A 24,550-nucleotide genomic window follows, 5' to 3' on the forward strand; every position below is an offset into this window, starting at 1 on the left:
GCTTTTTTTTACCCGTCAGCTACCTATTCTGGAGTTATTGCCTCGTCGCTGACACCCGCCGGCTACGCAATATCCTTAAGACTGTTGCAATTCGCCGCTCACCGCTGCCGAGGTCTCTTTGCGCAGCCAAATCCCTAACCCCAGTCCCAGCAGTGACAGCGCCAGCACATACCAAGCAGGTGCCATTGGCGACACGCCCATCAGCATCGTCACCGCAATCGGCGTTAGGCCACCGAAAATGGCGTAAGAGACATTGTAGGAGAAGGAAATACCGGTAAAGCGAACCTCCGCCGGGAAGGCGCGAACCATCACGTACGGCACCGCTCCCACCACACCAACGCACAGGCCCACCAGTCCATACAGCAAGAACAGCTGTTCAGGATGCGTCCCCGCCAGATGGTAGAAGAGCCAGCTTGAACAGGCGAGCAAAATGCTGCCAACGATAAAGGTTTTGCTGGCCCCAACTCTATCAACAATCAAGCCTGCCAACAGGCAGCCAACGCACAGCATCACCGTTGCCACGCTGTTCGCCTGCAACGTTAACGCGGGGGCAAAACCGTACTGCTTTTGCAACCAGACAGGTGACATCAGAATGACAACCACAATGCCCGCCGACAGCAGCCAGGTCAGCAACATTGAGACCACCACCGCTGGCTTATGTTTGAGCACCACCGATTTAATCGGCAGCTCTTGCGCCAACGCTTTACGCGCACGCATCTCAAGGAAAATAGGCGTTTCCTGCAACCAGCGACGAAGATACATTGCCACTAGGCCAAAGATACCGCCCAGTAGGAAAGGAATACGCCAGCCACCGTCATGGATAGTTTGGGGGGTCAGTTGAGTGTTAATCAGCGTTGCCACTACGGAGCCCAGCAGGATCCCGACCGTCAACCCTGCCGTCAAGGTCCCGCAGGCAATACCAATACGACGAGCCGGAACGTGTTCAGCCACAAATACCCACGCTCCTGGTACTTCGCCGCCAATCGCCGCGCCCTGCAAAATACGCATCAGCAACAGTAACAACGGCGCCGCAAGCCCGGCGGTTGCATAGGTCGGCAGCAAACCAATGGCCAACGTTGGCACAGCCATCAGAAGAATGCTGAGCGTGAACATTCTCTTACGCCCAACTAAATCGCCGAAGTGCGCCATGATAATGCCGCCCAAAGGACGCGCGAGATAACCAGCAGCAAAGATGCCAAACGTCTGAACCTGGCGCAGCCATTCAGGAATATCCGCCGGGAAGAATAGCTCCCCAACCACGGCGGCAAAGAAAACGAAAATGATGAAGTCGTAAAACTCCAACGCGCCGCCTAACGCCGCTAATGTCAGAGTTTTATAATCCTGTCGATTCAGAGGGCGGGTGTAATTTGACATAACGGACCATTCGCAAAGTTGGACTGTTGATAAAAGTTTACGATTCATGTAAAGCAAAAATTACTATACCGTAAACCCTACCCCACTCCAGTGGAATGATAGGTTATGTCAGGAATGCATCACATTCAGGATAATGTCTCGCGACGCGCGCTCTTAGGGCGAAAAGCTGCTACTACATCAGGATCGGTTTCAATATAAGGCCCCTCAAGGAGTTGTACACAATACGGTACACTTGCGAAGATGCCACTCACGAGGACTTTGCCATCAGCATCTTTTACACCTTCCAGAGTCTCCTGAATCGCTTTCGGCTGCCCCGGCAGATTCAGAATTAATGCCTGTTTGCGGATAACGCCAACCTGGCGGGAAAGGATCGCCGTGGGGACAAAATGCAGGCTAACTTGACGCATTTGTTCGCCAAACCCCGGCATCACGCGGTCGGCAATTGCCAGCGTCGCATCTGGCGTCACATCCCGCCGTGCAGGGCCAGTGCCGCCGGTGGTCAGCACCAAATGACAGCTCATCTCATCCACCAGCTCGCACAGCGTCTGTTCAATAATGGTTTGTTCATCGGGGATCAGGCGAGTTTCCACTTTAAATGGGGTGGTCAGAGCCGACGCCAGCCACTCTTCGAGGGCGGGAATGCCTTTGTCCTGATAAACGCCGCTGGAAGCGCGGTCAGAAATAGAAACGAGGCCAATGCGTAAAGTATTCATGATTATTCCATTAAAAAGGTGCTATTAGGCAGAATAATACACGCGAATGCCCGGCAATACTAAATCCCCAAACGGGTTATCTTGCGGTGTTTCCCGAGGCGCACCGCAAAATGGGCAGGCCAATAAAGGAATGTCTGTCGTTACCTTCCATCTGGTGCCAGACTCCGCACAGCATCGTCCAGGGAGGGCCAACTATGCGGAAAAACAATGCCCAGACACCTCATGACTTAGTCTTTAAAACGTTTCTCTCAAGGATGGAAACGGCACGAGATTTTATTGCCATTCATCTTCCGCCAGCATTGCTGCGCCTGTGCGACCTGCAAACGCTACAGCTGGAGTCCGGGAGCTTTATCGAAGAAGATTTGCGACCTTACTTCAGCGACATGCTGTACTCGCTGAAGACCTCCTGCGGTGATGGCTATATTCATGTGCTGAAGCGGATAACAGATAATTGCGCTGGTAAACTACATGCTTCAGGCGGGAGAGGCACAGGATGCCCGTACATTGCTGTATGAAATGGCGCAGCGCGCGCCGCAATATGGAGATGAACTGATGACATTAGCAGAGCAGTTGAAGCAGGAAGGACGCATCGAAGGGATACAGCAGGGAATGCAACAGGGCATGCAGACCGGTGAACGAGAAGCCTCACGTAAAATCGCGTTGGCGATGCTTAAAAAAGGTATCCCCGCCGCCGATATAATCGAAATGACCGGTATCAACGCAGAAGAACTTCCCTCACTCCAGCATTAAAAAAAACAGCCCGCTCTCGATGAAGAGAAGCGGGCTGTTATCATGCAGCGATGCTGTATTACAGCAGGTCGCCGATCATTTTTTCCAGTTTTTCCTGGTCGATTGCAAACTTACGGATACCTTCCGCCAGTTTATCAACGGCCATAGGATCCTGGTTGTGCTGCCACAGGAACTCGGACTCAGTGATACGGCCTGGACGTGCTTTCACTTCACCGGTGAAGGTCAGTTTACGCTCCAGTGGACCTTCGCTTTCAGCCAGCTCTTTCAGCAGTGGTGGCGCGATGGTCAGACGGTCGCAGCCAGCCAGTTCCAAGATTTCACCGATGTTACGGAAGCTTGCGCCCATCACCACGGTCTCGTAACCGTGTTCTTTGTAGTACTGGTAGATTTCAGTCACAGAAACCACGCCCGGATCTTCTGCCGGAGCGTACTCTTTTTTGTCGGTATTGGCTTTGTACCAATCCAGAATACGGCCCACGAACGGGGAGATCAGGTAAACGCCCGCTTCCGCACAGGCACGAGCCTGAGCAAAGGAGAACAGCAGCGTCAGGTTACAGTTGATGCCTTCTTTTTCCAGCTGCTCTGCTGCGCAGATACCCTGCCAGGTAGAAGCCAGTTTGATCAGAATACGATCGTTGCTGATGCCCGCATCGTTATACATCTTGATCAGGCGTTTCGCTTTGGCGATAGACGCTTTGGTGTCATAAGACATGCGCGCATCAACTTCCGTTGAAATGCGGCCCGGGACCAGTTTCAGAATTTCCAGACCGATATTTACGGCCAGTTTGTCCGCGGCATCTACAACCTGCTGAGCACGATCGCTGCTCTGGCTACGCGCCCACTCTACCGCATCATCAATCAGTTTACGGTATTCAGGGATCTGCGCGGCGCCCAGAATCAGAGAAGGGTTGGTTGTCGCATCCTGAGGCTGATACAGCTTCATTGCTGCGATGTCTCCGGTGTCAGCCACTACGGTTGTGTACTGACGCAGAGATGTCAATTTATCCGTCATGATAGTGTTTCTCTTTAAACAGCTGTTAGGGGGATGTAACCGGTCTGCCTCGATAATATCACGCCGCACCCTCAGCGCAACCGCCGACGTCGCGAGAGCGCAGAGTATGATAAACTGAAGTATCAAACTTTGAGGGTTGAGATTCTACGCCCTGAATGTGGTAACGCTTACATTGGCTGAATCGAATCGTGCGAAGCAACCTTCCCTTCCCGTGGTCAGCCCTCTATTTTGGCATAGACAAGAGGACGTTTAATGCCTGATTTTCTCTCCTTTATCAGCGAGATACTTTGGGGTTCGGTAATGATTTACCTGCTCCTCGGCTGCGGTTTATGGTTCACATGGAGAACCGGCTACATCCAGTTTCGCTACATCCGACAGTTTAGCAAAAGTCTGAAAAGAAGCCTGAAGCCCCGGGAAGGCGGCCTGACTTCATTTCAAGTGTTATGCATTAGTCTTGCCGCCCGAGTGGGAAGCGGCAACCTAGCGGGAGTCGCATTAGCGATTACCGTCGGCGGTCCCGGAGCGGTGTTCTGGATGTGGATTGCCGCGATAATCGGCATGGCAAGCAGCTTCGCCGAATGCTCACTAGCGCAGTTGTACAAAGAGCGTGACGCTAGCGGTCAGTTCCGCGGCGGCCCGGCTTGGTACATGTCTCGTGGGCTGGGGATGCGCTGGATGGGCGTTATCTTCTCTCTACTGCTACTGCTCGCCTATGGCTTGATCTTCAACACCGTCCAAGCCAACTCAACCGCACACGCACTGGAATATGCTTTTGACGTTCCTAAAACCGTTACCGGCGTGATGATGGCCCTATGCGCCCTGCTGGTTATCATGCGTGGTATGAAGGGCGTGGCCAAGTTCAGCCAGTGGGTGGTTCCGTTTATGGCCCTATCATGGGTGACCGCGTGCCTACTCATCACTCTGTGGCATATTGTCGAATTGCCCGCCATTCTCGAAATGATCATCCGCAGCGCCTTTGGCTGGCAAGAAGCGGCGGCTGGCGCGGTGGGCTACAGCGTAAGCCAAGCCATCACCAGTGGTTTCCAGCGCAGCATGTTCTCCAATGAAGCCGGTATGGGTTCGACGCCAAATGCCTCGGCCGCAGCGGCATCCTTCCCGCCACATCCGGCAGCGCAGGGGATTGTCCAAATGATTGGCGTGCTGATTGATACCGTTGCTATCTGCAGCGCCAGCGCCATGGTGGTTTTACTGGCGGGCCACGGAACGAAAACCACCAGCTACGATGGCATCCAGCTCATTCAACACGCGATGAACGTGCTGGTGGGTGAATGGGGAGCCGGCTTCGTGGCGGTAGTGATGATGTTGTTCGCCTTTACCTCTGTTGCTGCAAACTATGTCTACGCCGAAAACAACCTGGTCTTTTTACGCTGGAATAAGCCGTGGGCCATCTGGCTCCTGCGTATTTGCACGCTGCTGATGGTGGTCGCTGGTAGTTTGTTGAGCCTACCCGTAGTCTGGCAGATGGCGGACGTTATCATGGCGCTGATGGCTATCACCAACCTGACAGCGATTCTGCTGCTCTCACCGGTAGTGCGCATTATAGCCACCGACTATCTTCGTCAGCGTAAATTGGGTGTGACGCCGGTGTTCGATCCTGACTATTACCCAGAGATCGCTCAGCAGTTGGCTCCCGAAAGCTGGGATCTGCCGCCGCGCCAATAGCAGCAATCGATCACCTGATGCCATTTTTTTGTTAAAGTTGCGTGAAATTTTCTGCAAGGACTGGATATGCTGATTCTGATTTCCCCTGCTAAAACGCTCGATTACCAAAGCCCGCTGGCAACGACGCGCTATACCCAGCCCGCGCTACTGGAACGCTCCCAGCAGTTGATCGGTGTTGCCCGCAAACTCTCCGCGCCGCAGATCAAAGCGCTGATGGGGATTAGCGATAAGCTGGCCGACCTGAATGCTACCCGCTTTCACGACTGGCACCCGGACTTTACTCCCGATAATGCGCGCCAAGCGATCCTCGCGTTTAAAGGCGACGTCTACACCGGACTAAAGGCGGAGACGTTCAGTGAGGCCGACTTCGATTTTGCCCAGAAACATCTGCGTATGCTATCCGGCCTGTATGGCGTGCTGCGCCCACTGGATCTGATGCAACCATATCGCCTAGAGATGGGCATTCGCCTGGAAAACCCGCGTGGTAAGGACCTGTACCAGTTCTGGGGAGAGGAAATTACCCACACCCTGAACGAAGCGCTGGCAGCTCAGGGCGACGATGTTGTGGTGAACCTCGCGTCGGATGAATACTTCCGTTCGGTGAAGCCGAAAGCGCTGAAGGGGAAACTCATTAAGCCCGTTTTCCTAGATGAGAAGAATGGGAAATTCAAGGTGATAAGCTTCTACGCCAAGAAGGCGCGAGGGCTGATGAGCCGCTTTATCATTGAAAATCGCCTGACGAAACCAGCGCAACTGAAAGAATTTAACAGCGAAGGGTATTTCTATGATGTGGAAAACTCGACGGCCGACGAATTCGTCTTCAAACGCCACGAACAGTAACTTTATGTAGGCCCGATAAGACGAAGTCGCCATCGGGCATAAGGCAACGCCGCCGGATGGCGGCGTTGCCTTATCCGGCCTACAGGATTAATGACGGCCGGGCATTGGACGGTGGTCGTCATGCCCACGATTGTCGTGATGATCGCGGTTGTCGTAATGATCTCGATTGTCATGATGCGGCGGCGGTGGATTATGCTCATGCCAGCGGTTTTCACGCCATTCATAATGCTCTTTCCACCAGCTGTGGTCACGCCAGTGTCCGCCATCCCAGTAATGACCATTATTATCCTGGTCGCCAATCTGTAGCTTCACCGCCGGAATAAGCGTTATCTCCGCAGCCTGTACCATCACCGGAGCTGCCAGCATCATTGCCAGTGCAAACATCGCAGGTTTTAACATGGGGAACTCCTTGGTTCATCATTTGCCAATATGGCCGATGAAGAGAGCTTACCGTGCTGGAACTCTGCTTGTTATTCTCCGCAATCCTATATTGTAACCCCCCGCATTTATTGGGAATTTCTCCTTTTTCCCTGCAGAGTTTCTACATAATTTCTCCCTATTTCCCCCTCCGCGCGGAAGGGGAAACGGAGACGTTACGCGTTGCTCATCATCAGGTTACGCAGTGCAGCATAGTCAGCCGGCAGATTATGAGACAACAGTGGCAGGTCAGCGCGATCCGCCAGCGCTTTCGGCAATGGCAGCGTTTCTTGCAGAATTTCCTCCACGCTCTCCTTGAACTTCGCCGGATGCGCCGTGCCAAGGAACAGGCCGTATTCACCCGGCTGTAACTGGTCGCGTAGCGCACGGTAAGCAATCGCCGCATGCGGTTCAGAGGTATAGCCCAGAGCCTGCAGGTCGCGCATGGTCGCTTTGGTGGTTTCATCATCTACCGCAGCATAGCCCAGCTCGTTAAGACGCCAGATCTTACGGCGGAACAACTCTTCCACGCGCGGCCAGTTGTTTGGCTGGCTGACATCCATTGCGTTAGATAACGTCGCTTGAGTGGCTTTTGGCGCCCACTTGCCGTCCTGCAAGAAGCGAGGAACGGTGTCATTGGCGTTGGTGGCGGCGATAAAGCGTTTCACCGGCAGGCCGAGCGATTTCGCCAGCAGACCGGCAGTCAAGTCGCCGAAGTTGCCGCTAGGAACTGAAACCACCAGCTGATTGCGTGCTTCCTGCGGCAACTGGGCTACTGCTTCGAAGTAGTAGCAAATCTGCGCCAGCAGGCGGCTAATATTAATGGAGTTGGCAGAGTTCAGGCCCAATGCGACCTTCAGCTCTTCATCGTCGAAGGCCTGTTTTACCAGCGCCTGGCAAGCGTCAAAGTCACCGTCAATCGCCACAGTTTCAATGTTGCCGCCGAGGGTGCAGAACAGCTTTTCCTGCAGCGGACTGATTTTGCCGCGCGGGTAGAGGATCACTACTTTGACATTTGGCAGGCCATAGAAGGCATGCGCAACCGCAGCTCCGGTATCACCGGACGTCGCGGTCAGGATAGTTACCGGCTTATCACCTGCGATCAGAGTCAGCATCTGGGCCATAAAACGGCCGCCGAAATCTTTGAATGCCAGAGTCGGGCCGTGGAACAGTTCCAGACAGCCGATATCGTCTTGGACTTTGTTCACCGGAGCCGGGAAGGTAAATGCGTTAGCGATACGCTGCTTTAGCTCATCTTGCGGGATTTCATCGCCGATAAATGCGGAGAGGATCTTCGCACTACGGGTAACAAAATCCTGCGTCAGCAGGTCATCAATGTCGGTCAGGTTGAATTCCGGCAGATCGTGCGGAAAAAACAGCCCTTGATGCTTGCCAAGCCCTTGAGTGATGGCCTGCGCAAAGCTGACCTGCTCATTGTGATCTTTTAAATTATAGAGTTTCATCGGTTATCCCACGACTCGTGCGCCGGCTGTATCCAGTCGACAAATATGAACAAAACCTTCTTGATTCTGCAGATAATTCTGGCTCAGCCAATCAGATACGCGCTGCGCGGTATCCAATTTATCGCACAGGGCAAACAGCGTCGGCCCGGAACCGGAAATACCGCAGGCAACCGCCCCGATACCGGCAACCGCCTGACGCGCTTCACTGAAGCCCGGCAGCAGTTTGGTACGATATGGCTCGGCAATAACGTCTTTCATCAACTTTGCGGCAAGCGCAGGCTGACGGGAGTGGCAGGCATGAATAAAGCCCGCCAGATGGCGCCCATGAGCAATACAGTCCTGACGACGATACTGCGCCGGCAGAATGGCCCGCGCCTCTGCAGTTGACACTTTAATGCCCGGATAGGCCAGCACCCACAGCCATTCATCAAAACAAGGCACCTGCTGGCTGATGATGCCATTCTCTTCAATCATCAACTGCATTCCGCCAAGGTAGCACGGCGCAACGTTATCGTAGTGCACGCTGCCGGAAATACGCCCTTCCAGCTCGCCCATCAGGGCCAGCATACGGGTTTCATCCAGCGGCTTGCCGCAATGTTCATTCATCGCCACCAGCGCCGCGACCACCGAACAGGCGCTGGAACCCAGCCCTGAGCCTATCGGCATGTTTTTTTCCAGCGTCATCGCCACTGGAATCTCTTTACCTATTTCCCGGCAAAACAGTTCCCAGCACTGATAAACAATATTCTCATGCGGTTCAGTCGGCAGCTTGTCCGCAAAGCGTCCCAGATTTTGTAGGCTGAAGCGGTTAGCCGCCTCAACCGTCACGTTGTCGCCCAGCAGACTGCCATCGATTGGCGTCACTGCCGCACCTAGGACATCAAACCCGACGCTCATATTGGCACTGGAAGCCGGGGCATACACCTTAACCATGTTTAAACTCCTAACTTCCATGACAATGTGCGCAGAAGATCGGCAAATACCCCTGCCGCCGTAACATCGTTACCTGCGCCATAACCGCGCAGCACCAGCGGCAGCGGCTGATAATAGTGGCTATAGAACGCCAAGGCGTTTTCACCATTTTTCACTTTATACAGCGGGTCATTGCCGTCAACTTCGGCAACTTTTACCCGACAAACGCCGTCTTCTTCAATGTTGCCCACATAGCGCAACACTTTACCTTCATCGCGGGCTTTCGCCACGCGGGCCGAAAACTCGTCATCCAGTTGCGGCAGACGCGCCATAAAGCTATCAGTATCACCCGAGGCATCAAAGCTTGATGGCAACACTGACTCGACGACAATATCACTGAGTTCCAAGTTACGCCCGGTTTCACGCGCCAAGATCAGCAGCTTACGCGCCACATCCATGCCCGAAAGATCGTCACGTGGATCCGGTTCCGTATAGCCCATTTCGCGCGCCACTTTCGTTGCTTCCGACAGCTTCATACCTTCATCAAGCTTACCGAAGATAAACGACAGCGAACCTGAAAGAATGCCGGAAAAGCGCTGCAGTTCATCGCCCGCATTCAGCAGGTTTTGCAGGTTTTCAATCACCGGCAGACCCGCGCCTACGTTGGTATCGTAGAGGAATTTACGCCGTGACTGACCTGCCGCATGGCGCAGTTGATGGTAGTAATCCATCGATGAGGTATTAGCCTTTTTGTTCGGCGTCACCACGTGGAAGCCTTCGCGCAGGAAGTCAGCGTATTGATCGGCAACGGTTTGATTGGAAGTACAGTCAACGATCACCGGGTTCAACAGATGGTACTCTTTGACCAAACGAATGAGGCGGCCAAGATTGTAAGGCTCTTTGGCTTCCGCCAGCTCAGCCTGCCAGTTTTCCAAATTCAGCCCATGCACGTTGGTGAGCAGCGCGCGGGAGTTCGCCACGCCGCAAACGCGTAGGTCGATGTGCTTTTTCTTCAACCAAGCCTGCTGGCGTTTAATTTGTTCCAGCAGCGCGCCGCCGACACCGCCAACGCCTATCAGGAACACTTCAATCACCTGATCGGTGTTGAACAACATTTGGTGCGTCACACGTACACCGGTTACCGCATCATCGTTGCTCACTACTACGGAGATAGAGCGCTCGGAAGACCCTTGGGCGATAGCGACGATGTTGATATTGGCGCGCGCTAGCGCGGCGAAGAATTTGGCCGAGATACCGCGCAGAGTGCGCATGCCATCGCCAACGACAGAGATGATAGCCAGACGCTCCATGATGGACAGCGGCTCCAGCAGTTCTTCTTTGAGCTCCAGATAGAACTCATCTTCCATCACCTTTTTCGCTCGCGCACAGTCGCTCTGCGGTACACAGAAACTGATGCTGTATTCGGACGATGACTGGGTGATCAGCACAACCGAGATCCCGGCGCGCGACATCGTCGCAAACACGCGGGCGGCCATGCCAACCATGCCTTTCATACCGGGGCCAGAGACGTTGAACATCGCCATATTGTTGAGATTAGAGATGCCCTTGACTGGCAAATCATCTTCATCACGGCTCGCACCGATAAGCGTACCCGGAGCCTGCGGATTACCGGTATTTTTAATCAGACAAGGGATCTGGAACTGGGCGATTGGCGCAATGGTGCGTGGATGCAGCACTTTGGCGCCAAAGTAGGAAAGCTCCATCGCTTCTTGGTAAGACATGCTTTTCAGCAAACGAGCATCGGGAACCTGGCGCGGGTCACAGGTATACACACCGTCAACATCGGTCCAGATTTCGCAGCAGTCGGCGCGTAAACAAGCAGCCAGCACGGCAGCAGAGTAATCGGAGCCGTTACGCCCCAGAACGACCAGCTCGCCTTTTTCGTTGCCAGCGGTGAAACCCGCCATCAGCACCATATGGTCAGATGGGATTTGGCTTGCCACGATGCGGCGGGTGGATTCCGTAATATCGACAGTCGATTCAAGGTAGTGACCAACGGCCAGCAGTTTTTCAACCGGGTTAATCACCGTGACGTTATGGCCACGCGCGCCAAGCAGCCCGGCCATAATGGCGATAGAGAGTTTTTCCCCACGGCAAATGAGGCCTGCGTTGACGCTGTCTGGGCACTGCCCCAGCAGACTGATACCGTGCAGGATATGTTTGATCTGGGCAAATTCGAGCTCAACGGCGGCTTTCAGTTCAGCGTGCGGAAAACCCGGTTGGGCGTCGGCAAGCCCTGAGAGCAATTCAGCAAAGATACGTTCGGCGTCGGTAATATTGGTCAGCGCTTCCTGCCCGCCAATGGTTTTTTCAATCATCGCCACCAAATGGTTGGTGATTTTTGCCGGGGCAGAGAGCACAGTTGCTACCTGCCCCTGCCTGGCGTTGCTTTCCAAGATATCGGCTACGCGCAGAAACCTTTCCGCGTTTGCCACTGATGTACCGCCGAACTTCAAGACTCGCATGGTTTGACCCCTTGATCCTTAGTCGAAAAAAAAGCCCGCACTGTTTAGGTGCGGGCTTTTTTCTGTGTTTCCTGTACGCGTCAGCCCGCACCGTTACCTGTGGTAATAGTGGTGGTCGTAATTGTCATAATGCTGCTGATGCGAATCATGGATGTTGTGTGCTCTGTCATTTTTCTGTCTGTATGCCTATATTGGTTAAAGTATCTGCCTGTCTAAGTCAATGAATTTTTAACTTCATCACGTTCCGCAATCAATTCAGAAGAGCCCGTACCTCTGCCGATAAACCACCACAACCGCCATAAGCCAAGTAAAACACCAACACATAAAACCATAAGAAAACATAATGACGGAATTTTACTCTGGTATATTTTTTTCAATATCATGCAGCAATCGGTGCAACATTGCCGTATCACGATGCTCAAATAAGCCGATACGCTGTTGCAGCCAATCAGCAAGTTTTGCATCTCCGGCGACATCAAGTCGCTCAAGCAAGGTTGTGATACGCGCTCTTAACGCAATCAACTGATTTTCGTCACCCGCCGTTGCCGGCGCGTTCGCCGTTTGTAATAGCGAGGAGAGCTGGTAACAATAGACCATCACCGCCTGCCCCAGATTCAAAGATGGGTAATCCGCAACCATCGGTACGCCAGTTAACACATCGGCCAGCGCCAGCTCCTCGTTAGTCAGCCCGGAATCTTCGCGGCCAAACACCAGCGCCGCGTGGTTCATCCATTGTGATTTCTCTGTCAGCAGCGGCACCAACTCCTGCGGCGTTGCGTAGTAGTGAAACCGCGCGCGGCTACGTGCGGTGGTGGCGACTGTAAAATCAACATCATGCAGCGCGTCTTCGAGCGTTTCGTAGGTTGTAATGCCATCGATAATATCGCCCGAGCCGTGCGCCACCCATCGGGTAGCGGGTTCCAGATGCGCGACGCTATCCACGATACGCAGGTCATTAAATCCCATTGTTTTCATGGCCCTGGCGGCCGCACCGATATTCTCGGCTCTTGCTGGTGCAACCAGCACGATAGATAAGCGCATTTAAAGTTCTCTTAATTGACTGTTATCAGGCAATAATGTGATGTAGTTCAACATATTGCGCAGCGCGAATTTACAAAAAGGCAACAAAAATCGATGAAATGATGTTTCATAACACATAAACATTGCTAAACTATTCCCGCTAAAACCATCACTTGCTAATGTTAATAGAACCTATATATCTATATGTTTATACGAACTATTTTCATTACGATAGCGCAATATCAATTGGATTCACCGCATTTATCAGTTAACCTGTGCAACTACTTGAGTTGTGGAAAAAATGTGATAAGCGTTATCATACGAGTGTGATGATTTCACCAAACTGTTAACGTGCTACAATTGAACTTGATATATGTCAACGAAGCGTAGGTTTATTGGCGGTCTGGTGCCTCTTTGCCTGTTATGTTGCTGTTAAAATGGTTAGGATGACAACCGTTTTTGACACTGTCGGGTCCAGAGGGAAGAGTACCCACGACCAAGCTAATGATGTTGTTGACGTTGATGGAAAGTGCATCAAGAACGCAATTACGTACTTTAGTCATGTTACGCCGATCATGTTAATTTTCGACATGCATCAGGCAGGTCAGGGACTATTGGTACTTCCTGTTTCGATTTAGTTGGCAATTTAGGTAGCAAACATGCAGACCCCGCACATTCTTATCGTTGAAGACGAGTTGGTAACACGCAACACGTTAAAAAGTATTTTCGAAGCAGAAGGCTACGATGTTTTCGAAGCGACCGATGGCGCGGAAATGCATCAGATCCTGTCTGAGAATGATATCAACCTGGTAATCATGGATATCAACCTGCCGGGGAAAAACGGCCTTCTGCTGGCGCGCGAACTGCGTGAACAAGCGAATGTCGCCCTGATGTTCCTGACCGGTCGCGACAATGAAGTCGACAAGATCCTCGGTCTGGAAATTGGCGCAGATGATTACATCACCAAGCCATTCAACCCGCGTGAACTGACCATCCGTGCGCGCAACCTGCTGTCTCGTACCATGAACCTTGGTACCGTCAGCGAAGAACGCCGTAGCGTAGAAAGCTACAAGTTCAACGGCTGGGAGCTGGACATCAACAGCCGCTCTCTGGTTGGTCCGGACGGTGAACAGTACAAGCTGCCGCGTAGCGAATTCCGCGCCATGCTGCACTTCTGTGAAAACCCGGGCAAGATTCAGTCTCGCGCTGAACTGCTGAAGAAAATGACGGGTCGTGAGCTGAAGCCACACGACCGTACGGTTGACGTGACCATCCGTCGCATCCGTAAACATTTCGAGTCTACGCCGGATACCCCGGAAATCATCGCCACGATTCACGGCGAAGGTTACCGCTTCTGCGGCGAGCTGCAGGAATAGAAAACAAAACGGCGCTTTCAGCGCCGTTTTTATTTGTCCTTATTTTGCCGACCCGGTTTCATTCCCCCACGGCATAATCGGCACTGCGCTTATCGCATTCTTCGGCGAACCATCAACGACCTTGTCTGAATAGGTCAGATAGACCAGCGCGTTACGTTTACCATCATAAAAACGCACCACCTGCAGCTTTTTGAACACCAGCGATGTGCGTTTCTGGAACACCACTTCGCCCTGCGCTTTGCCATTTTTGATTTTATCGGTCAGCACAATCGAACCAACCTGCTGGCAGGAAATCGCCGCATCGGACGTATCTTCCGCTAAGCCTAATCCCCCTTTGATACCGCCGGTTTTCGCTCGGCTGATATAGCAGGTGACGTTTTTGACGTCCGGGTCATCGAAGGCTTCGACGACGATTTTGTGGTCGGGGCCAAACATTTTGAAAACCGTATCAACAGAACCAATTTGCTCCGCATGGACGCCCAGGCTGAAGGCCCCTAACAACAGGCTAGCCATTAATTTCTTGTATTTCATATTGTTACCATTTTCATTAATTAAGTTAAGTGACAATTCAACATCCGACTGTAAAGTGTTTATAGATCACAGCTTTGCAAAAAACAGCGTCATTTCTAATGTAAAAACGCACTTATGCATAAAAAAAACACTGAATGCTAAAACAGCAAAAGATGCTATTATCCGCTACCTTGGTAACAGGCACCTAAGACATTAAGGATGAGGGCATTATATGGATCAAGCTGGAATTATTCGCGATCTCCTCGTTTGGCTGGAAGGTCATTTAGATCAGCCATTATCGCTGGATAATGTGTCGGCAAAAGCCGGTTACTCCAAATGGCACCTGCAACGTATGTTCAAAGACGTTACCGGTCATGCTATTGGTGCTTATATTCGTGCTCGCCGTCTGTCTAAATCTGCCGTTGCGTTACGCCTGACTGCACGCCCTATTCTCGATATTGCACTCCAGTATCGTTTTGATTCTCAGCAGACCTTTACTCGCGCCTTTAAAAAGCAATTCTCGCTGACGCCTGCGCTGTACCGTCGCTCTCCAGACTGGAGCTCATTCGGCATGCGTCCGCCGCTGCGCTTGGGCGAGTTTACAATGCCGAAATACGAATTTGTCACCCAGCCGACCACGCATCTGATGGGCGTGACCCAAAGCTACACCTGCAAGCTCGAAGAGATTTCCGATTTCCGTCAGCAAATGCGCGTGCAGTTCTGGACCGATTTCCTCGGCAATTCGCCGTCTATTCCACCGATACTGTACGGGCTGCATGAGCCACGTCCAAGCTTGGAAAAAGATGACGAGCAGGAAGTGTTTTATACCACCGCGCTCACGCCGGAGCTGGCAAACGGACACATCCACAATGCTCATCCCGTTACCCTTGAGGGCGGCGAGTACGTGATGTTTACCTATGAAGGTCTTGGTACGGGGCTGCAGGAGTTTATCCTGACGCTTTACGGCACCTGCATGCCAATGCTCAACCTGACTCGTCGTAAGGGCCAAGATATCGAACGCTTCTTCCCGCAGGATGAGGCACGGAATCAGGAACCGCCAATTATGCTACGCTGCGAGTACCTGATCCCAATTCGCCGTTAACGCTGCAATTCGTCCAATGCAGGGGTGTCCAGATGTGAGACGTCCCCTGCCGTTTCAACCACCCATCCCGGCGCCAGCCACAGGCTTTCTTGATAGTCGACGCGCGAAATTGAACAGTTACGCAAGCGTAAACGACGCTCCGCATGCGCAGGTAATCCCAGAATCGTGCTCACCAAGCAGCCAAGCGCAATACCGTGGCTCACCAGCAGCGGGCGACTTCCTGTCGGCAGATCAAGACAGGCAGCAAGCCCGGCGCGCATACGCTCGCTGAGCTCCTGCATTGATTCGCCTTCTGGAATGCGTCCATCCGGGGTACCGTTTACCACCAGCCGACGCCACTCTTCTTCTTGCGCACTCAGCGAGTCAAGATGACGCTGCTCCAGAACGCCCATATCCAATTCACGCAGGCGGGCATCGAGGATCACGTCGCAGCCACATGCGTCGGCAATGATCTGGGCGGTACGTTGCGTACGCCCCAGATCGCTGGCGATAACATGGGTGATGCCGTAGGTACGAACGCGTTCTCCCACTTGCACTGCCTGCATCTCTCCTTTAGCCGTCAGAGGACTATCCGACTGGCCTTGAATACGCCGTTCGGCGTTCCACTGCGTTTCGCCATGGCGAACAAGATATACCTGTAACATGTTTTTTATCCGTTATACTGCGATGACATTTAATTGAATGAGTTGTGTAGATTATGCATCAAGTTGTCGTTGCTACCACCAATCCTGCCAAAATTCAGGCGATTCTTGTCGCATTTGACCAGATATTTGGTGAAGGATCCTGCCAAATCACGCCAGTCTCCGTCGATACTGGCGTACCCGAGCAGCCATTTGGTAGCAGTGAGACACGAGCGGGCGCACGCAATCGGATCGCTAACGCACGTCTAATTCAGCCAAATGCCGATTTCTGGGTCGCCATTGAAGCAGGTATCGATGAAGGTGCCACTTTCAGCTGGGTGGTGATTGAAAGTCGTGAACAGCGCGGAGAAGCGCGATCGGCGACGCTGCCGCTACCGGAAGTTATTCTAGAGCAGGTTCAGGCGGGCGTTGCGCTGGGACCGGTGATGTCAAAATTCACCGGCATCGATAAGATTGGCAATAAGGAAGGTGCGATTGGCGTATTTACCGGCGGCGTGCTCACCCGCAGCAGCGTTTACCATCAGGCGGTTGTGCTAGCGTTGAGCCCTTTCCACAACGCGCTGTATCGCTAGACTAAACGTCATTGCCGGATGGCGGCTTCGCCTTATCCGGCCTACGGATTAGCCGATTGTAGGCCTGATAAGCGTAGCGCCATCAGGCAGGATAGCGGCTCTGCCTTATCCGGCCTACGGCTGCGTTTTCGGCAGCGTCTCTTCTAGCCACTGGCGAAGCTCAACTGGCGCTGACTTCAGGCTGTTCGATCCACGGGTGATCGTCGCGATCCCCGCTCCGAGCTCGTTTTTCAGCTCACGCTGGCTCATTTCACCGCGCAACAGCTCTTCAATAATACGTACACGCGTCCCCAGCGCTTCACGCTCATCCGGAGTCATAATTAAATTTAACAGAGGCAGCGCCAGCTCGTCGGTATACGCCAGACGCAGAAGCTCGACAAAACGAAGCCACTCCTGATTGCGATGCTCAGCAACCGTCGCTGAATAAGGGGATTGTTGGGTCATGATGGTCCACCGTGTTATGCATGTACTCTTAAGCGAGTACAAGCATAACACAGGTATTACGCATCAGTAACGTCGTTGCCACTCATTACTCGACAGGACGTCCTCTTTCTCGCCCATAAAATGCCGATAATAAGCATCATAGGCCAGTACGTTCTTCACGTAGCCTCGGGTTTCCGAGAACGGAATACTCTCGATAAACGCCACCGCATCGATGCGCCCAGCGCTGTTGCCAAGCCAGGTTCGCACTCGACCAGGACCGGCGTTATACGCCGCAGAGGCAAAAATGCGGTTATTTTCGAACTGCTGGTAAACGTACTGCAGATAGCTGGTACCAATGTTGATATTGGTTTCCGGTTCCAACAGCTGAATCGGATTGCTGTATCCCGGAATATTAAACATCTTCACCGTATGCGTTGCCGTGCCCGGCATGATCTGCATCAGTCCGCTCGCCCCCACCGGCGATTTCACCTTCGGATTCCACGCGCTTTCCTGACGCGCAATGGCCATAGCATAACTTTGCGGCACATCTTTCCCCGAGGTGTAACGGGTAAACAGATCCTTATAAGCCAGTGGGAAACGTTCCTGCAGATTGTCCCAAAGCTTACCGGCAATCGTTGCCTGCACGCTGAGATCCCACCAGTTTTGGTCAAACGCGTAGCGTGCCAGCTGCGCCTGTTCGGTTTGGCTGCGGCTGCTCACCAGATTGGCCCACTCGCTGCGCGCGGTATTATCCTGATTCCAGTACATTAACTCACGCACACGTGCCATTTCAGCACCACTGCTCAACGTAGGAGAGATACCCCCCGGCGCTTTCTCCACCCGCAGGGCATATGGCTCGCCCAAGCGCTGCGCCGCCACCATCGGATAGAAGCCGCGCTGCTGCATCAAGGACAATAGAATCTGTCGCGCTTCATCGTCACGCCCCTGCTCCATCAGCAGATCGGCCTGCCAATAGCGCCACTCATCCTTATCTTTGGCTTCCATCGGTAGCCGCGCCAGCCAAGTATTCAACCCTGCGCGATCACCAGTTCCCAGCGCCATACGAACTCGGCGCTCGATCAACGAGGTTGATTGCGAACGCATAATGGCATCATCACGCCAGCGGGCCTGTTCGTCGGTCACATCTGTTCCCATAAGACGCCAAGCGACAATGTCCCGTAGCTCCTGGGTTTGCTCTTCGTTAAGCTGCTGTGCTTGCACCAGCGATGGGATCATCAGACGCGCATTTTCGGCATCCTGACGGGCCACGCTGCTAAACGCCACGGCGGCGAGCTGACGGGTAAAATCGGTCGCCCCGGTGGTGCGGGCAAAAGTCAGAACGTTGTTAGGATTGTTGGCGAGGTCGGTAATCGCGGTCGCAATGGTTTGATACTGTGCCGGCATCTGCGACGCCAACGCCTTCACAAGCCCGGTATTCCCAGCCTTCATCACCAGACGGATACGTTCCAAGTAAGCGAGAGGATCCTGCTGGCCGGATGTGCGCCAAGCGCTAAAGAGCTTATCGCAGGCATTCGGTCGGTTCTGCCCGCTCAGCCACAGCGTTTTGGCCCCTTCCCATGCGCCTTGAGTATCGCCGACGGTATATTTTGCATAGTAATAGTTACATTGTGCTTCCGCGGTGCCTGGCTTGTCTGGGCTAAAAGCCAGCAGACCCCGCCAATCCTCACGGCGTGCCAGCTCATTGACGAAGCGGTTTTTAAGCGACCGGGCGGGAGGCAACGTAGGATTGGCCTGCACAAACTGTGTCACAGACAGCGCGGGTGTATTCATCAAATCGCCGGAAAGCTGGCGATATTCTAGGTACGGATACAGCGGATAGTCGCGCAGAGTTGGCATCAAACTCTCGACCACATCCATCTGGCGGTTGTCCCACGCCTGTTTGATTTGCGCATAGCGGCTGCGCTGCTGATCCAGCGAATCAGCGTGGGCCGCGCTACTGATGGTCAGCAGGCAGACGCCCGCTGCCAGCAGACGCCACGTAAATTGTTTGGCTGTTTCCACAGGCTCTTCCTCGTTGTCACGTTACGTCAGTGCAGCATCGTGCCGCGTAATCAATTTATGCTAACTACTGATGGCTAAATGTTCCACGTTATGCACACTTTTTTACGTTTTATCCGTGTCTTAACACGGTTAAATTTGCCTGCTGGGATTGAACAGGGAAAACAGCTACACTTCGCCTTTGAAAAGTCTATTCATCACGATAAAAGAGGCGAAGTCCACGTGGCTCAATTCGTTTATACCATGCATCGTGTCGGCAAAGTCGTTCCGCCGAAACGTCATATTCTTAAAAACATCTCTCTGAGCTTCTTCCCTGGAGCAAAAATCGGTGTACTGGGCCTGAACGGCGCTGGTAAATCCACCCTGCTGCGTATCATGGCCGGTATCGATACCGACATCGAAGGTGAAGCGCGCCCACAGCCTGGTCTGAAGATTGGTTACCTGCCACAGGAACCAAAGCTGAACCCTGAACATACCGTTCGTGAATCCGTTGAAGAAGCGGTAGCCGAAGTGGTTAACGCACTGAAAGGCTTAGACGAAGTGTATGCGAAATACGCTGAACCTGACGCCGACTTCGATAAACTCGCCGCACAACAGGGCAAGTTCGAAGAAATCATTCAGGCGCACGACGGTCACAACCTGAACGTGCAGCTTGAGCGTGCGGCCGACGCCCTGCGCCTGCCGGATTGGGACGCTAAAATTGAGAAGCTGTCCGGTGGTGAACGCCGCCGCGTAGCGCTGTGCCGCCTGCTGCTGGAAAAACCAGACATGCTGCTGCTTGATGAACCAACCAACCACTTGGATGCTGAATCCGTGGCATGGCTGGAGCGCTTCCTGCACGACTTCGAAGGCACCGTTGTGGCGATTACCCACGACCGTTACTTCCTCGATAACGTTGCCGGTTGGATTCTGGAGCTTGACCGTGGTGAAGGTATTCCATGGGAAGGTAACTACTCCTCTTGGCTGGAGCAAAAAGATCAGCGTCTGGCGCAGGAAGCTTCTCAGGAAGCGGCTCGTCGTAAGTCGATTGAAAAAGAGCTGGAGTGGGTTCGTCAGGGCGCGAAAGGCCGTCAGTCTAAAGGCAAAGCCCGTCTGGCACGCTTTGAAGAGCTGAACAACACCGAATACCAGAAGCGTAACGAAACCAACGAACTGTTTATCCCACCTGGAGCACGTCTGGGCGATAAAGTCGTTGAAGTCACTAATCTGCGTAAATCCTATGGCGATCGCGTACTGATCGACGACCTGAGCTTCTCAGTACCGAAAGGCGCAATCGTCGGCATTATCGGTCCGAACGGCGCGGGTAAATCAACGCTGTTCCGCATGATGTCCGGTCAGGAACAACCTGATAGCGGTACTATCTCGCTGGGCGAGACCGTGAAACTGGCCTCCGTTGACCAGTTCCGTGACGCGATGGATAACAGCAAAACCGTGTGGGAAGAAGTGTCCGGCGGTCTGGATATCATGAAGATCGGCAACACCGAAATGCCAAGCCGTGCCTACGTGGGCCGCTTCAACTTCAAAGGTGTTGATCAGGGCAAACGCGTCGGCGAACTGTCCGGCGGTGAGCGTGGTCGTCTGCATCTGGCGAAACTGCTGCAGGTTGGCGGCAACATGTTGCTGCTCGATGAACCAACCAACGACCTGGATATCGAAACCCTGCGCGCACTGGAAAACGCCCTGTTGGAGTTCCCTGGCTGTGCAATGGTTATCTCGCACGACCGTTGGTTCCTTGACCGTATTGCCACCCACATTCTGGATTACCAGGATGAAGGCAAAGTGGAATTCTTTGAAGGTAACTTTACCGAATACGAAGAGTACAAGAAACGTACGCTGGGCGCCGATGCGCTGGAGCCGAAACGTATTAAGTACAAACGTATTACCAAGTAAACTGCCGCTGTAGGCCGGGAAAGCATCAGCACTCCCGGCATCAAACCAAGCCTCGTTGGTAGGAGAGAACCTATCTGCGGGGCTTTTTATTTGCTCTTAATAAAACGCGCCTTCGCTATTTTAATTAAATCAAAAAACACCTTCACTACTCAAATAAACGCCCATAAACCATAAAAAATGATATATGGGAAATTAAATCAAATTCACATATAAAATATCATCTAAAACATTCATTGTATTTTACAGGTAACAGGATTGAGAAGCCGGGGCGGCTGTGCTACAAATAGCGCCGACATCAGAAATGATAGCATTAATTCATGAAAATAATATTCGGAATAGAATAAATCATTATTAACAGACATTCACAAAGGATTGGATTGATATGTCTAATATAAATAAACCACATCGTTGCTTCCAACGTTAGAAAATCAATAATTCATCTCTTGAATATTTTTATAAATAAACCACGTTCGGAACTATGAAAACTAATCAGATCTTTATTGATAATCTTTTCCAGCGAGTACGATGCTGGCGGCAACGTGTTTTCATCATTTCACTACAGCGCTATCTTGGGCACATCATTATCACGACCCCCATGGCAATGCTGGTGATATATCTGGTGATTTTCAGCCAGCCGCGCTACATGAGCGAATCTAAGGTCGCGGTAAAGCGCCCAAATGAAATCGACAGCACTAGCCTGAATGTTGGTCTGCTATTAGGAGCATCGAATCCATCATCAGCGGAAGACTCCCTCTATTTAAAAGAATATATTAACTCCCCCGACATGCTGAAGGCGCTGGATAAACAGTTAAACTTCCACCACGCGTTTAGTCAGAGCGGCTGGGATCTTTTTTTCCATCTCTCCGATGACGCCAGTTCGGAAGAATTTCTTGATTACTACCGCAACCGAATCACCATCGCTTATGACGAAAAATCGGGTTTACTCAATATCCAGACCCAGGGCTTTACTCCAGAATTCGCTCAGGCGTTTAACCTCGCAGTACTGAAAGAGTCGGAGCGATTTATCAATGAACTCTCCCATCGTATTTCACGCGAACAAATGCAGTTTGCCGAGGAAGAACTGCGCCAAACCCGTCAGCGCCTGAACGAAAGCAAAAAGCAACTTCTCAGCTATCAAAATAAGAACAACGTACTCGATCCTGCGGCCTCTGCTGAAGCGGCAACGACACTGGTGAATACGCTGATTGGTAAAAAAATTGAGATGGAAGCCGACCTGCGCAACTTGCTGACCTATTTACGCGCTGACGCACCGCAGGTGGTCAGCGCTAAAAATGCCATTAAGGCGCTTCAGTCTCAAATTGATGAGGAGCAGAGCAAAATCACCGCCCCCGAAGGGAAGAAGCTCAACAGTATGGCCGCCGATTTCGAAGAGATTAAGGGCACGGTAACGTTTGATGCAGACCTCTACGCTCTGGCGCTGAAAGCGTTGGAAAAAACCCGTCTGGAAAGCGCTCGCAAGCTAAAAACCTTGGCGGTGATTAGCTCGCCACAGCGCCCACAAGAGTCATCGTTCCCCAATATTCCTTACTTATTGTTGGGTTGGCTTTTGGTATGCAGCCTGCTGTTTGGTACCGCCAAACTGCTGTTGGGCATTATTGAAGACCATAAAGACTGATGGCCTGATCCATTTTTAACAGAGTGCATTATGAAATTAGCTAACTCGGTATTTCTGCTCGCATTACTTCATCTGGGCCAGGCCTACGCGACAGGGGTCACCGCAGATCCGGAACTCACCGGTGCCGCGCCGTTATCCCCTTTACTGATAGGACAAAAGTCAGCCCAAGCCAATAATGGCTTTGATAATTCCCCACCGGTGAGCGAGGTACCAGTATTAAGCCGGATGTTTGGCGCGCAGCTATTTAACGGCTCCACCGCCGACAGCGGTGCCAGCATCGGTTTTAACCCAAGCTACGTGGTTTCTCTTGGCGATACCATTCAAGTGCGCCTGTGGGGCGCGTTTAATTTTGATGGCGCGCTGCCCGTCGATCCGAAAGGCAACATCTTTGTGCCCAATATTGGGCCGCTTAAGGTGGCAGGTGTGCCAAATGGTCAGCTCAACGCGCTGGTCGCCGCCAAAGTGAAAGAGGTGTATCAAGCAAACGTGAACGTATACGCCTCGCTCCTTCAGGCACAGCCGGTGAAAGTGTTTGTCACCGGCTACGTTAAAAACCCCGGTCTGTATGGCGGTGTGGCTTCCGACTCACTGCTTTCTTATCTGAGCAAAGCCGGCGGCGTTGATAGCGAACGCGGTAGCTATGTCGACATCAGCATCAAGCGTGGGAAATCGACGCGTTCTCGCGTCAACCTGTATGACTTTCTGCTCAACGGCACACTTAACCTGTCGCAGTTCTCTGATGGCGACACCATCGTCGTTGGCCCACGCAAATACACCTTCAGCGTGGATGGCGATGTTTATAACAGCTACGACTTCGAATTTGCCAACAGTTCGATTTCGGTGAATGAAGCGCTGAGCTGGGCACGGCCCAAACCGGGCGCAACGCATTTCACGATTGTCCGTCAGCAGGGCACCGTCAAACGCACGGAGTACTACCCACTGAGCGGAGCTAGCGGGCGCACACTGCAAGACGGCGACAAACTGATTGTCAGCTCTGACCGCTACGCGGGGACCATTCAGGTGCGCATAGAAGGGGCGCACTCCGGTGAACATGCGCTGGTACTGCCTTACGGCGCAACCATGAAACAAGTACTGGTGCAGATGCGTTCCAACAGCATGTCGCAGATGAACAGCATCCAGCTTTATCGCCACTCTGTCGCCATTCGTCAAAAAGAGATGCTCAATCTTGCACTGCAAAAGCTAGAACAGGCGTCTCTTTCGTCCCAATCGTCGACTCGTGAGGAGGCACAGTTGCGTATGCAAGAAGCACAGCTGGTCAGCCGTTTTGTGGCGAAAGCGCGCCAAGTTGTGCCAAAGGGCCAAGTGGTTCTGAATGAGAAAAATATCGACTCCGTTTTACTGGAAGATGGTGACGTCATCAGCATTCCAGAGAAAACGTCACTGGTGATGGTTCACGGCGAAGTGCTATTCCCCAACGCCATTAGCTGGGAAAGCAAGCTTGACGCCGACGACTACATCGAAAAATGCGGCGGCCTGACGCAAAAATCAGGGCAGTCGAAAATTATTGTCATCCATCAGGATGGTTCCGCAGTCAATGCAGACGACGCTGGCGACCTCACCGCAGGCGATGAAATTATGGTTCTGCCAAAGTACGAGTCGAAGAACATCGAGGTGACGCGCGGTATCTCCACCATTCTTTACCAACTGGCCGTCGCGGCGAAAGTCATTCTGGATATTTAACGTGCGAATG

At 52.6% G+C, this 24,550-nt stretch carries 21 protein-coding genes, 2 pseudogenes and 1 other annotated feature; of the genes and pseudogenes, 9 read left to right on the forward strand and 14 right to left on the reverse strand.

Features of this window, described 5'->3' with window-relative positions:
• Positions 1 to 75: 75 nt before the first annotated feature.
• Positions 76 to 1,374 (reverse strand): MFS transporter, encoded by a 1,299-nt coding sequence (locus AB4K05_RS17235; RefSeq protein WP_368481165.1) that lies wholly within the window; start codon positions 1,372 to 1,374, stop codon positions 76 to 78.
• A 125-nt stretch (positions 1,375 to 1,499) separates the two neighbouring features.
• Positions 1,500 to 2,087: a molybdopterin adenylyltransferase gene (gene mog, locus AB4K05_RS17240; protein WP_368481166.1), complete on the reverse strand. Its 588-nt coding sequence runs from the start codon at positions 2,085 to 2,087 to the stop codon at positions 1,500 to 1,502.
• A 194-nt stretch (positions 2,088 to 2,281) separates the two neighbouring features.
• Here mog and AB4K05_RS17245 point away from each other — a divergent pair.
• Positions 2,282 to 2,837, forward strand: a pseudogene (locus AB4K05_RS17245) (Rpn family recombination-promoting nuclease/putative transposase).
• A 58-nt stretch (positions 2,838 to 2,895) separates the two neighbouring features.
• Here AB4K05_RS17245 and tal read toward each other — a convergent pair.
• Positions 2,896 to 3,849: a transaldolase gene (tal, locus tag AB4K05_RS17250; RefSeq protein WP_368481167.1), complete on the reverse strand. Its 954-nt coding sequence runs from the start codon at positions 3,847 to 3,849 to the stop codon at positions 2,896 to 2,898.
• A gap of 252 nt (positions 3,850 to 4,101) precedes the next feature.
• On the opposite strand from tal, the gene AB4K05_RS17255 reads away from it, so the two are divergent.
• Complete coding sequence (locus tag AB4K05_RS17255) at positions 4,102 to 5,532, forward strand: alanine/glycine:cation symporter family protein (RefSeq protein WP_368481168.1); 1,431 nt, start codon at positions 4,102 to 4,104, stop codon at positions 5,530 to 5,532.
• Between the two features lie 66 nt (positions 5,533 to 5,598).
• Positions 5,599 to 6,372 (forward strand): peroxide stress protein YaaA, encoded by a 774-nt coding sequence (yaaA, locus tag AB4K05_RS17260; RefSeq protein WP_368481169.1) that lies wholly within the window; start codon positions 5,599 to 5,601, stop codon positions 6,370 to 6,372.
• 87 nt (positions 6,373 to 6,459) lie between these two features.
• On the opposite strand, the gene AB4K05_RS17265 is transcribed toward yaaA, so the two are convergent.
• The 7 genes and pseudogenes from AB4K05_RS17265 to yjjY form a co-directional block, all read right to left on the reverse strand.
• Positions 6,460 to 6,771 (reverse strand): DUF2502 domain-containing protein, encoded by a 312-nt coding sequence (locus AB4K05_RS17265; protein WP_368481170.1) that lies wholly within the window; start codon positions 6,769 to 6,771, stop codon positions 6,460 to 6,462.
• Positions 6,772 to 6,965: 194 nt separating this feature from the next.
• Positions 6,966 to 8,252 (reverse strand): threonine synthase, encoded by a 1,287-nt coding sequence (thrC, locus tag AB4K05_RS17270; protein ID WP_368481171.1) that lies wholly within the window; start codon positions 8,250 to 8,252, stop codon positions 6,966 to 6,968.
• 3 nt (positions 8,253 to 8,255) lie between these two features.
• Positions 8,256 to 9,185: a homoserine kinase gene (gene thrB, locus AB4K05_RS17275; protein WP_368481172.1), complete on the reverse strand. Its 930-nt coding sequence runs from the start codon at positions 9,183 to 9,185 to the stop codon at positions 8,256 to 8,258.
• A gap of 2 nt (positions 9,186 to 9,187) precedes the next feature.
• Positions 9,188 to 11,650, reverse strand: a complete 2,463-nt coding sequence (thrA, locus tag AB4K05_RS17280) for a bifunctional aspartate kinase/homoserine dehydrogenase I (RefSeq protein ID WP_368481173.1) — start codon at positions 11,648 to 11,650, stop codon at positions 9,188 to 9,190.
• A gap of 24 nt (positions 11,651 to 11,674) precedes the next feature.
• Positions 11,675 to 11,792: a sequence feature (Thr leader region), on the reverse strand.
• A complete protein-coding gene (thrL, locus tag AB4K05_RS17285) occupies positions 11,731 to 11,820 on the reverse strand; it encodes a thr operon leader peptide (protein WP_074398816.1) in 90 nt (29 codons plus the stop codon). Its footprint overlaps the feature before it by 62 nt.
• A gap of 184 nt (positions 11,821 to 12,004) precedes the next feature.
• On the reverse strand, positions 12,005 to 12,691 hold the full coding sequence (locus tag AB4K05_RS17290) for a tRNA/rRNA methyltransferase (protein WP_368481174.1): 687 nt from the start codon (positions 12,689 to 12,691) through the stop codon (positions 12,005 to 12,007).
• 400 nt (positions 12,692 to 13,091) lie between these two features.
• A pseudogene (gene yjjY / locus AB4K05_RS17295) lies at positions 13,092 to 13,233 on the reverse strand (protein YjjY).
• A gap of 96 nt (positions 13,234 to 13,329) precedes the next feature.
• Here yjjY and arcA point away from each other — a divergent pair.
• Entirely contained in the window at positions 13,330 to 14,046 is a 717-nt protein-coding gene (gene arcA, locus AB4K05_RS17300) for a two-component system response regulator ArcA (RefSeq protein ID WP_368481175.1), read from the forward strand.
• 39 nt (positions 14,047 to 14,085) lie between these two features.
• Here arcA and creA read toward each other — a convergent pair whose 3' ends face one another.
• Positions 14,086 to 14,577, reverse strand: a complete 492-nt coding sequence (gene creA / locus AB4K05_RS17305; protein WP_368481176.1) for a protein CreA — start codon at positions 14,575 to 14,577, stop codon at positions 14,086 to 14,088.
• A 211-nt stretch (positions 14,578 to 14,788) separates the two neighbouring features.
• Between creA and robA the strand changes: the two genes are divergently transcribed.
• A complete protein-coding gene (robA, locus tag AB4K05_RS17310) occupies positions 14,789 to 15,658 on the forward strand; it encodes an MDR efflux pump AcrAB transcriptional activator RobA (protein WP_368481177.1) in 870 nt (289 codons plus the stop codon).
• On the opposite strand, the gene gpmB is transcribed toward robA, so the two are convergent.
• The gene (gene gpmB / locus AB4K05_RS17315; protein WP_368481178.1) at positions 15,655 to 16,302 is read right to left on the reverse strand and encodes a 2,3-diphosphoglycerate-dependent phosphoglycerate mutase GpmB; all 648 of its coding nucleotides are present in this window, start codon (positions 16,300 to 16,302) and stop codon (positions 15,655 to 15,657) included. The two genes, robA and gpmB, sit on opposite strands and share 4 nt — an antisense overlap.
• A gap of 53 nt (positions 16,303 to 16,355) precedes the next feature.
• Between gpmB and yjjX the strand changes: the two genes are divergently transcribed.
• Positions 16,356 to 16,871, forward strand: a complete 516-nt coding sequence (yjjX, locus tag AB4K05_RS17320; protein ID WP_368481179.1) for an inosine/xanthosine triphosphatase — start codon at positions 16,356 to 16,358, stop codon at positions 16,869 to 16,871.
• A 114-nt stretch (positions 16,872 to 16,985) separates the two neighbouring features.
• On the opposite strand, the gene trpR is transcribed toward yjjX, so the two are convergent.
• Both trpR and sltY read right to left on the reverse strand, forming a co-directional pair.
• The gene (trpR, locus tag AB4K05_RS17325) at positions 16,986 to 17,315 is read right to left on the reverse strand and encodes a trp operon repressor (protein WP_368481180.1); all 330 of its coding nucleotides are present in this window, start codon (positions 17,313 to 17,315) and stop codon (positions 16,986 to 16,988) included.
• Positions 17,316 to 17,378: 63 nt separating this feature from the next.
• Positions 17,379 to 19,316 carry a murein transglycosylase gene (gene sltY / locus AB4K05_RS17330; protein ID WP_368481181.1) on the reverse strand — a complete coding sequence of 646 codons (1,938 nt, stop codon included), beginning with the start codon at positions 19,314 to 19,316 and terminating at the stop codon, positions 17,379 to 17,381.
• 219 nt (positions 19,317 to 19,535) lie between these two features.
• Between sltY and ettA the strand changes: the two genes are divergently transcribed.
• The 3 genes from ettA to AB4K05_RS17345 all read left to right on the forward strand — a co-directional run bounded on the left by ettA (position 19,536) and on the right by AB4K05_RS17345 (position 24,540).
• On the forward strand, positions 19,536 to 21,203 hold the full coding sequence (gene ettA, locus AB4K05_RS17335; protein WP_368481182.1) for an energy-dependent translational throttle protein EttA: 1,668 nt from the start codon (positions 19,536 to 19,538) through the stop codon (positions 21,201 to 21,203).
• A gap of 478 nt (positions 21,204 to 21,681) precedes the next feature.
• Positions 21,682 to 22,839, forward strand: a complete 1,158-nt coding sequence (locus AB4K05_RS17340) for a capsule biosynthesis protein (protein ID WP_368481183.1) — start codon at positions 21,682 to 21,684, stop codon at positions 22,837 to 22,839.
• Between the two features lie 30 nt (positions 22,840 to 22,869).
• Positions 22,870 to 24,540, forward strand: coding sequence for a polysaccharide biosynthesis/export family protein (locus AB4K05_RS17345; RefSeq protein WP_368481184.1), 1,671 nt, complete (start codon positions 22,870 to 22,872; stop codon positions 24,538 to 24,540).
• The last annotated feature ends 10 nt before the right edge of the window (positions 24,541 to 24,550 follow it).

This window comes from Kluyvera sp. STS39-E, from assembly GCF_040932435.1.
In the GTDB taxonomy this organism is placed as follows: Bacteria; Pseudomonadota; Gammaproteobacteria; order Enterobacterales; family Enterobacteriaceae; genus Kluyvera.

Excerpts from the sequence above, each read along its gene's own strand:
- AB4K05_RS17235 (WP_368481165.1), bottom strand. The coding sequence starts at position 1,374 with ATGTCAAATTACACCCGCCCTCTGAATCGACAGGATTATAAAACTCTG.
- mog (WP_368481166.1), bottom strand. The coding sequence starts at position 2,087 with ATGAATACTTTACGCATTGGCCTCGTTTCTATTTCTGACCGCGCTTCC.
- tal (WP_368481167.1), bottom strand. The coding sequence starts at position 3,849 with ATGACGGATAAATTGACATCTCTGCGTCAGTACACAACCGTAGTGGCT.
- AB4K05_RS17255 (WP_368481168.1), top strand. The coding sequence starts at position 4,102 with ATGCCTGATTTTCTCTCCTTTATCAGCGAGATACTTTGGGGTTCGGTA.
- yaaA (WP_368481169.1), top strand. The coding sequence starts at position 5,599 with ATGCTGATTCTGATTTCCCCTGCTAAAACGCTCGATTACCAAAGCCCG.
- AB4K05_RS17265 (WP_368481170.1), bottom strand. The coding sequence starts at position 6,771 with ATGTTAAAACCTGCGATGTTTGCACTGGCAATGATGCTGGCAGCTCCG.
- thrC (WP_368481171.1), bottom strand. The coding sequence starts at position 8,252 with ATGAAACTCTATAATTTAAAAGATCACAATGAGCAGGTCAGCTTTGCG.
- thrB (WP_368481172.1), bottom strand. The coding sequence starts at position 9,185 with ATGGTTAAGGTGTATGCCCCGGCTTCCAGTGCCAATATGAGCGTCGGG.
- thrA (WP_368481173.1), bottom strand. The coding sequence starts at position 11,650 with ATGCGAGTCTTGAAGTTCGGCGGTACATCAGTGGCAAACGCGGAAAGG.
- thrL (WP_074398816.1), bottom strand. The coding sequence starts at position 11,820 with ATGACAGAGCACACAACATCCATGATTCGCATCAGCAGCATTATGACA.
- AB4K05_RS17290 (WP_368481174.1), bottom strand. The coding sequence starts at position 12,691 with ATGCGCTTATCTATCGTGCTGGTTGCACCAGCAAGAGCCGAGAATATC.
- arcA (WP_368481175.1), top strand. The coding sequence starts at position 13,330 with ATGCAGACCCCGCACATTCTTATCGTTGAAGACGAGTTGGTAACACGC.
- creA (WP_368481176.1), bottom strand. The coding sequence starts at position 14,577 with ATGAAATACAAGAAATTAATGGCTAGCCTGTTGTTAGGGGCCTTCAGC.
- robA (WP_368481177.1), top strand. The coding sequence starts at position 14,789 with ATGGATCAAGCTGGAATTATTCGCGATCTCCTCGTTTGGCTGGAAGGT.
- gpmB (WP_368481178.1), bottom strand. The coding sequence starts at position 16,302 with ATGTTACAGGTATATCTTGTTCGCCATGGCGAAACGCAGTGGAACGCC.
- yjjX (WP_368481179.1), top strand. The coding sequence starts at position 16,356 with ATGCATCAAGTTGTCGTTGCTACCACCAATCCTGCCAAAATTCAGGCG.
- trpR (WP_368481180.1), bottom strand. The coding sequence starts at position 17,315 with ATGACCCAACAATCCCCTTATTCAGCGACGGTTGCTGAGCATCGCAAT.
- AB4K05_RS17340 (WP_368481183.1), top strand. The coding sequence starts at position 21,682 with ATGAAAACTAATCAGATCTTTATTGATAATCTTTTCCAGCGAGTACGA.
- AB4K05_RS17345 (WP_368481184.1), top strand. The coding sequence starts at position 22,870 with ATGAAATTAGCTAACTCGGTATTTCTGCTCGCATTACTTCATCTGGGC.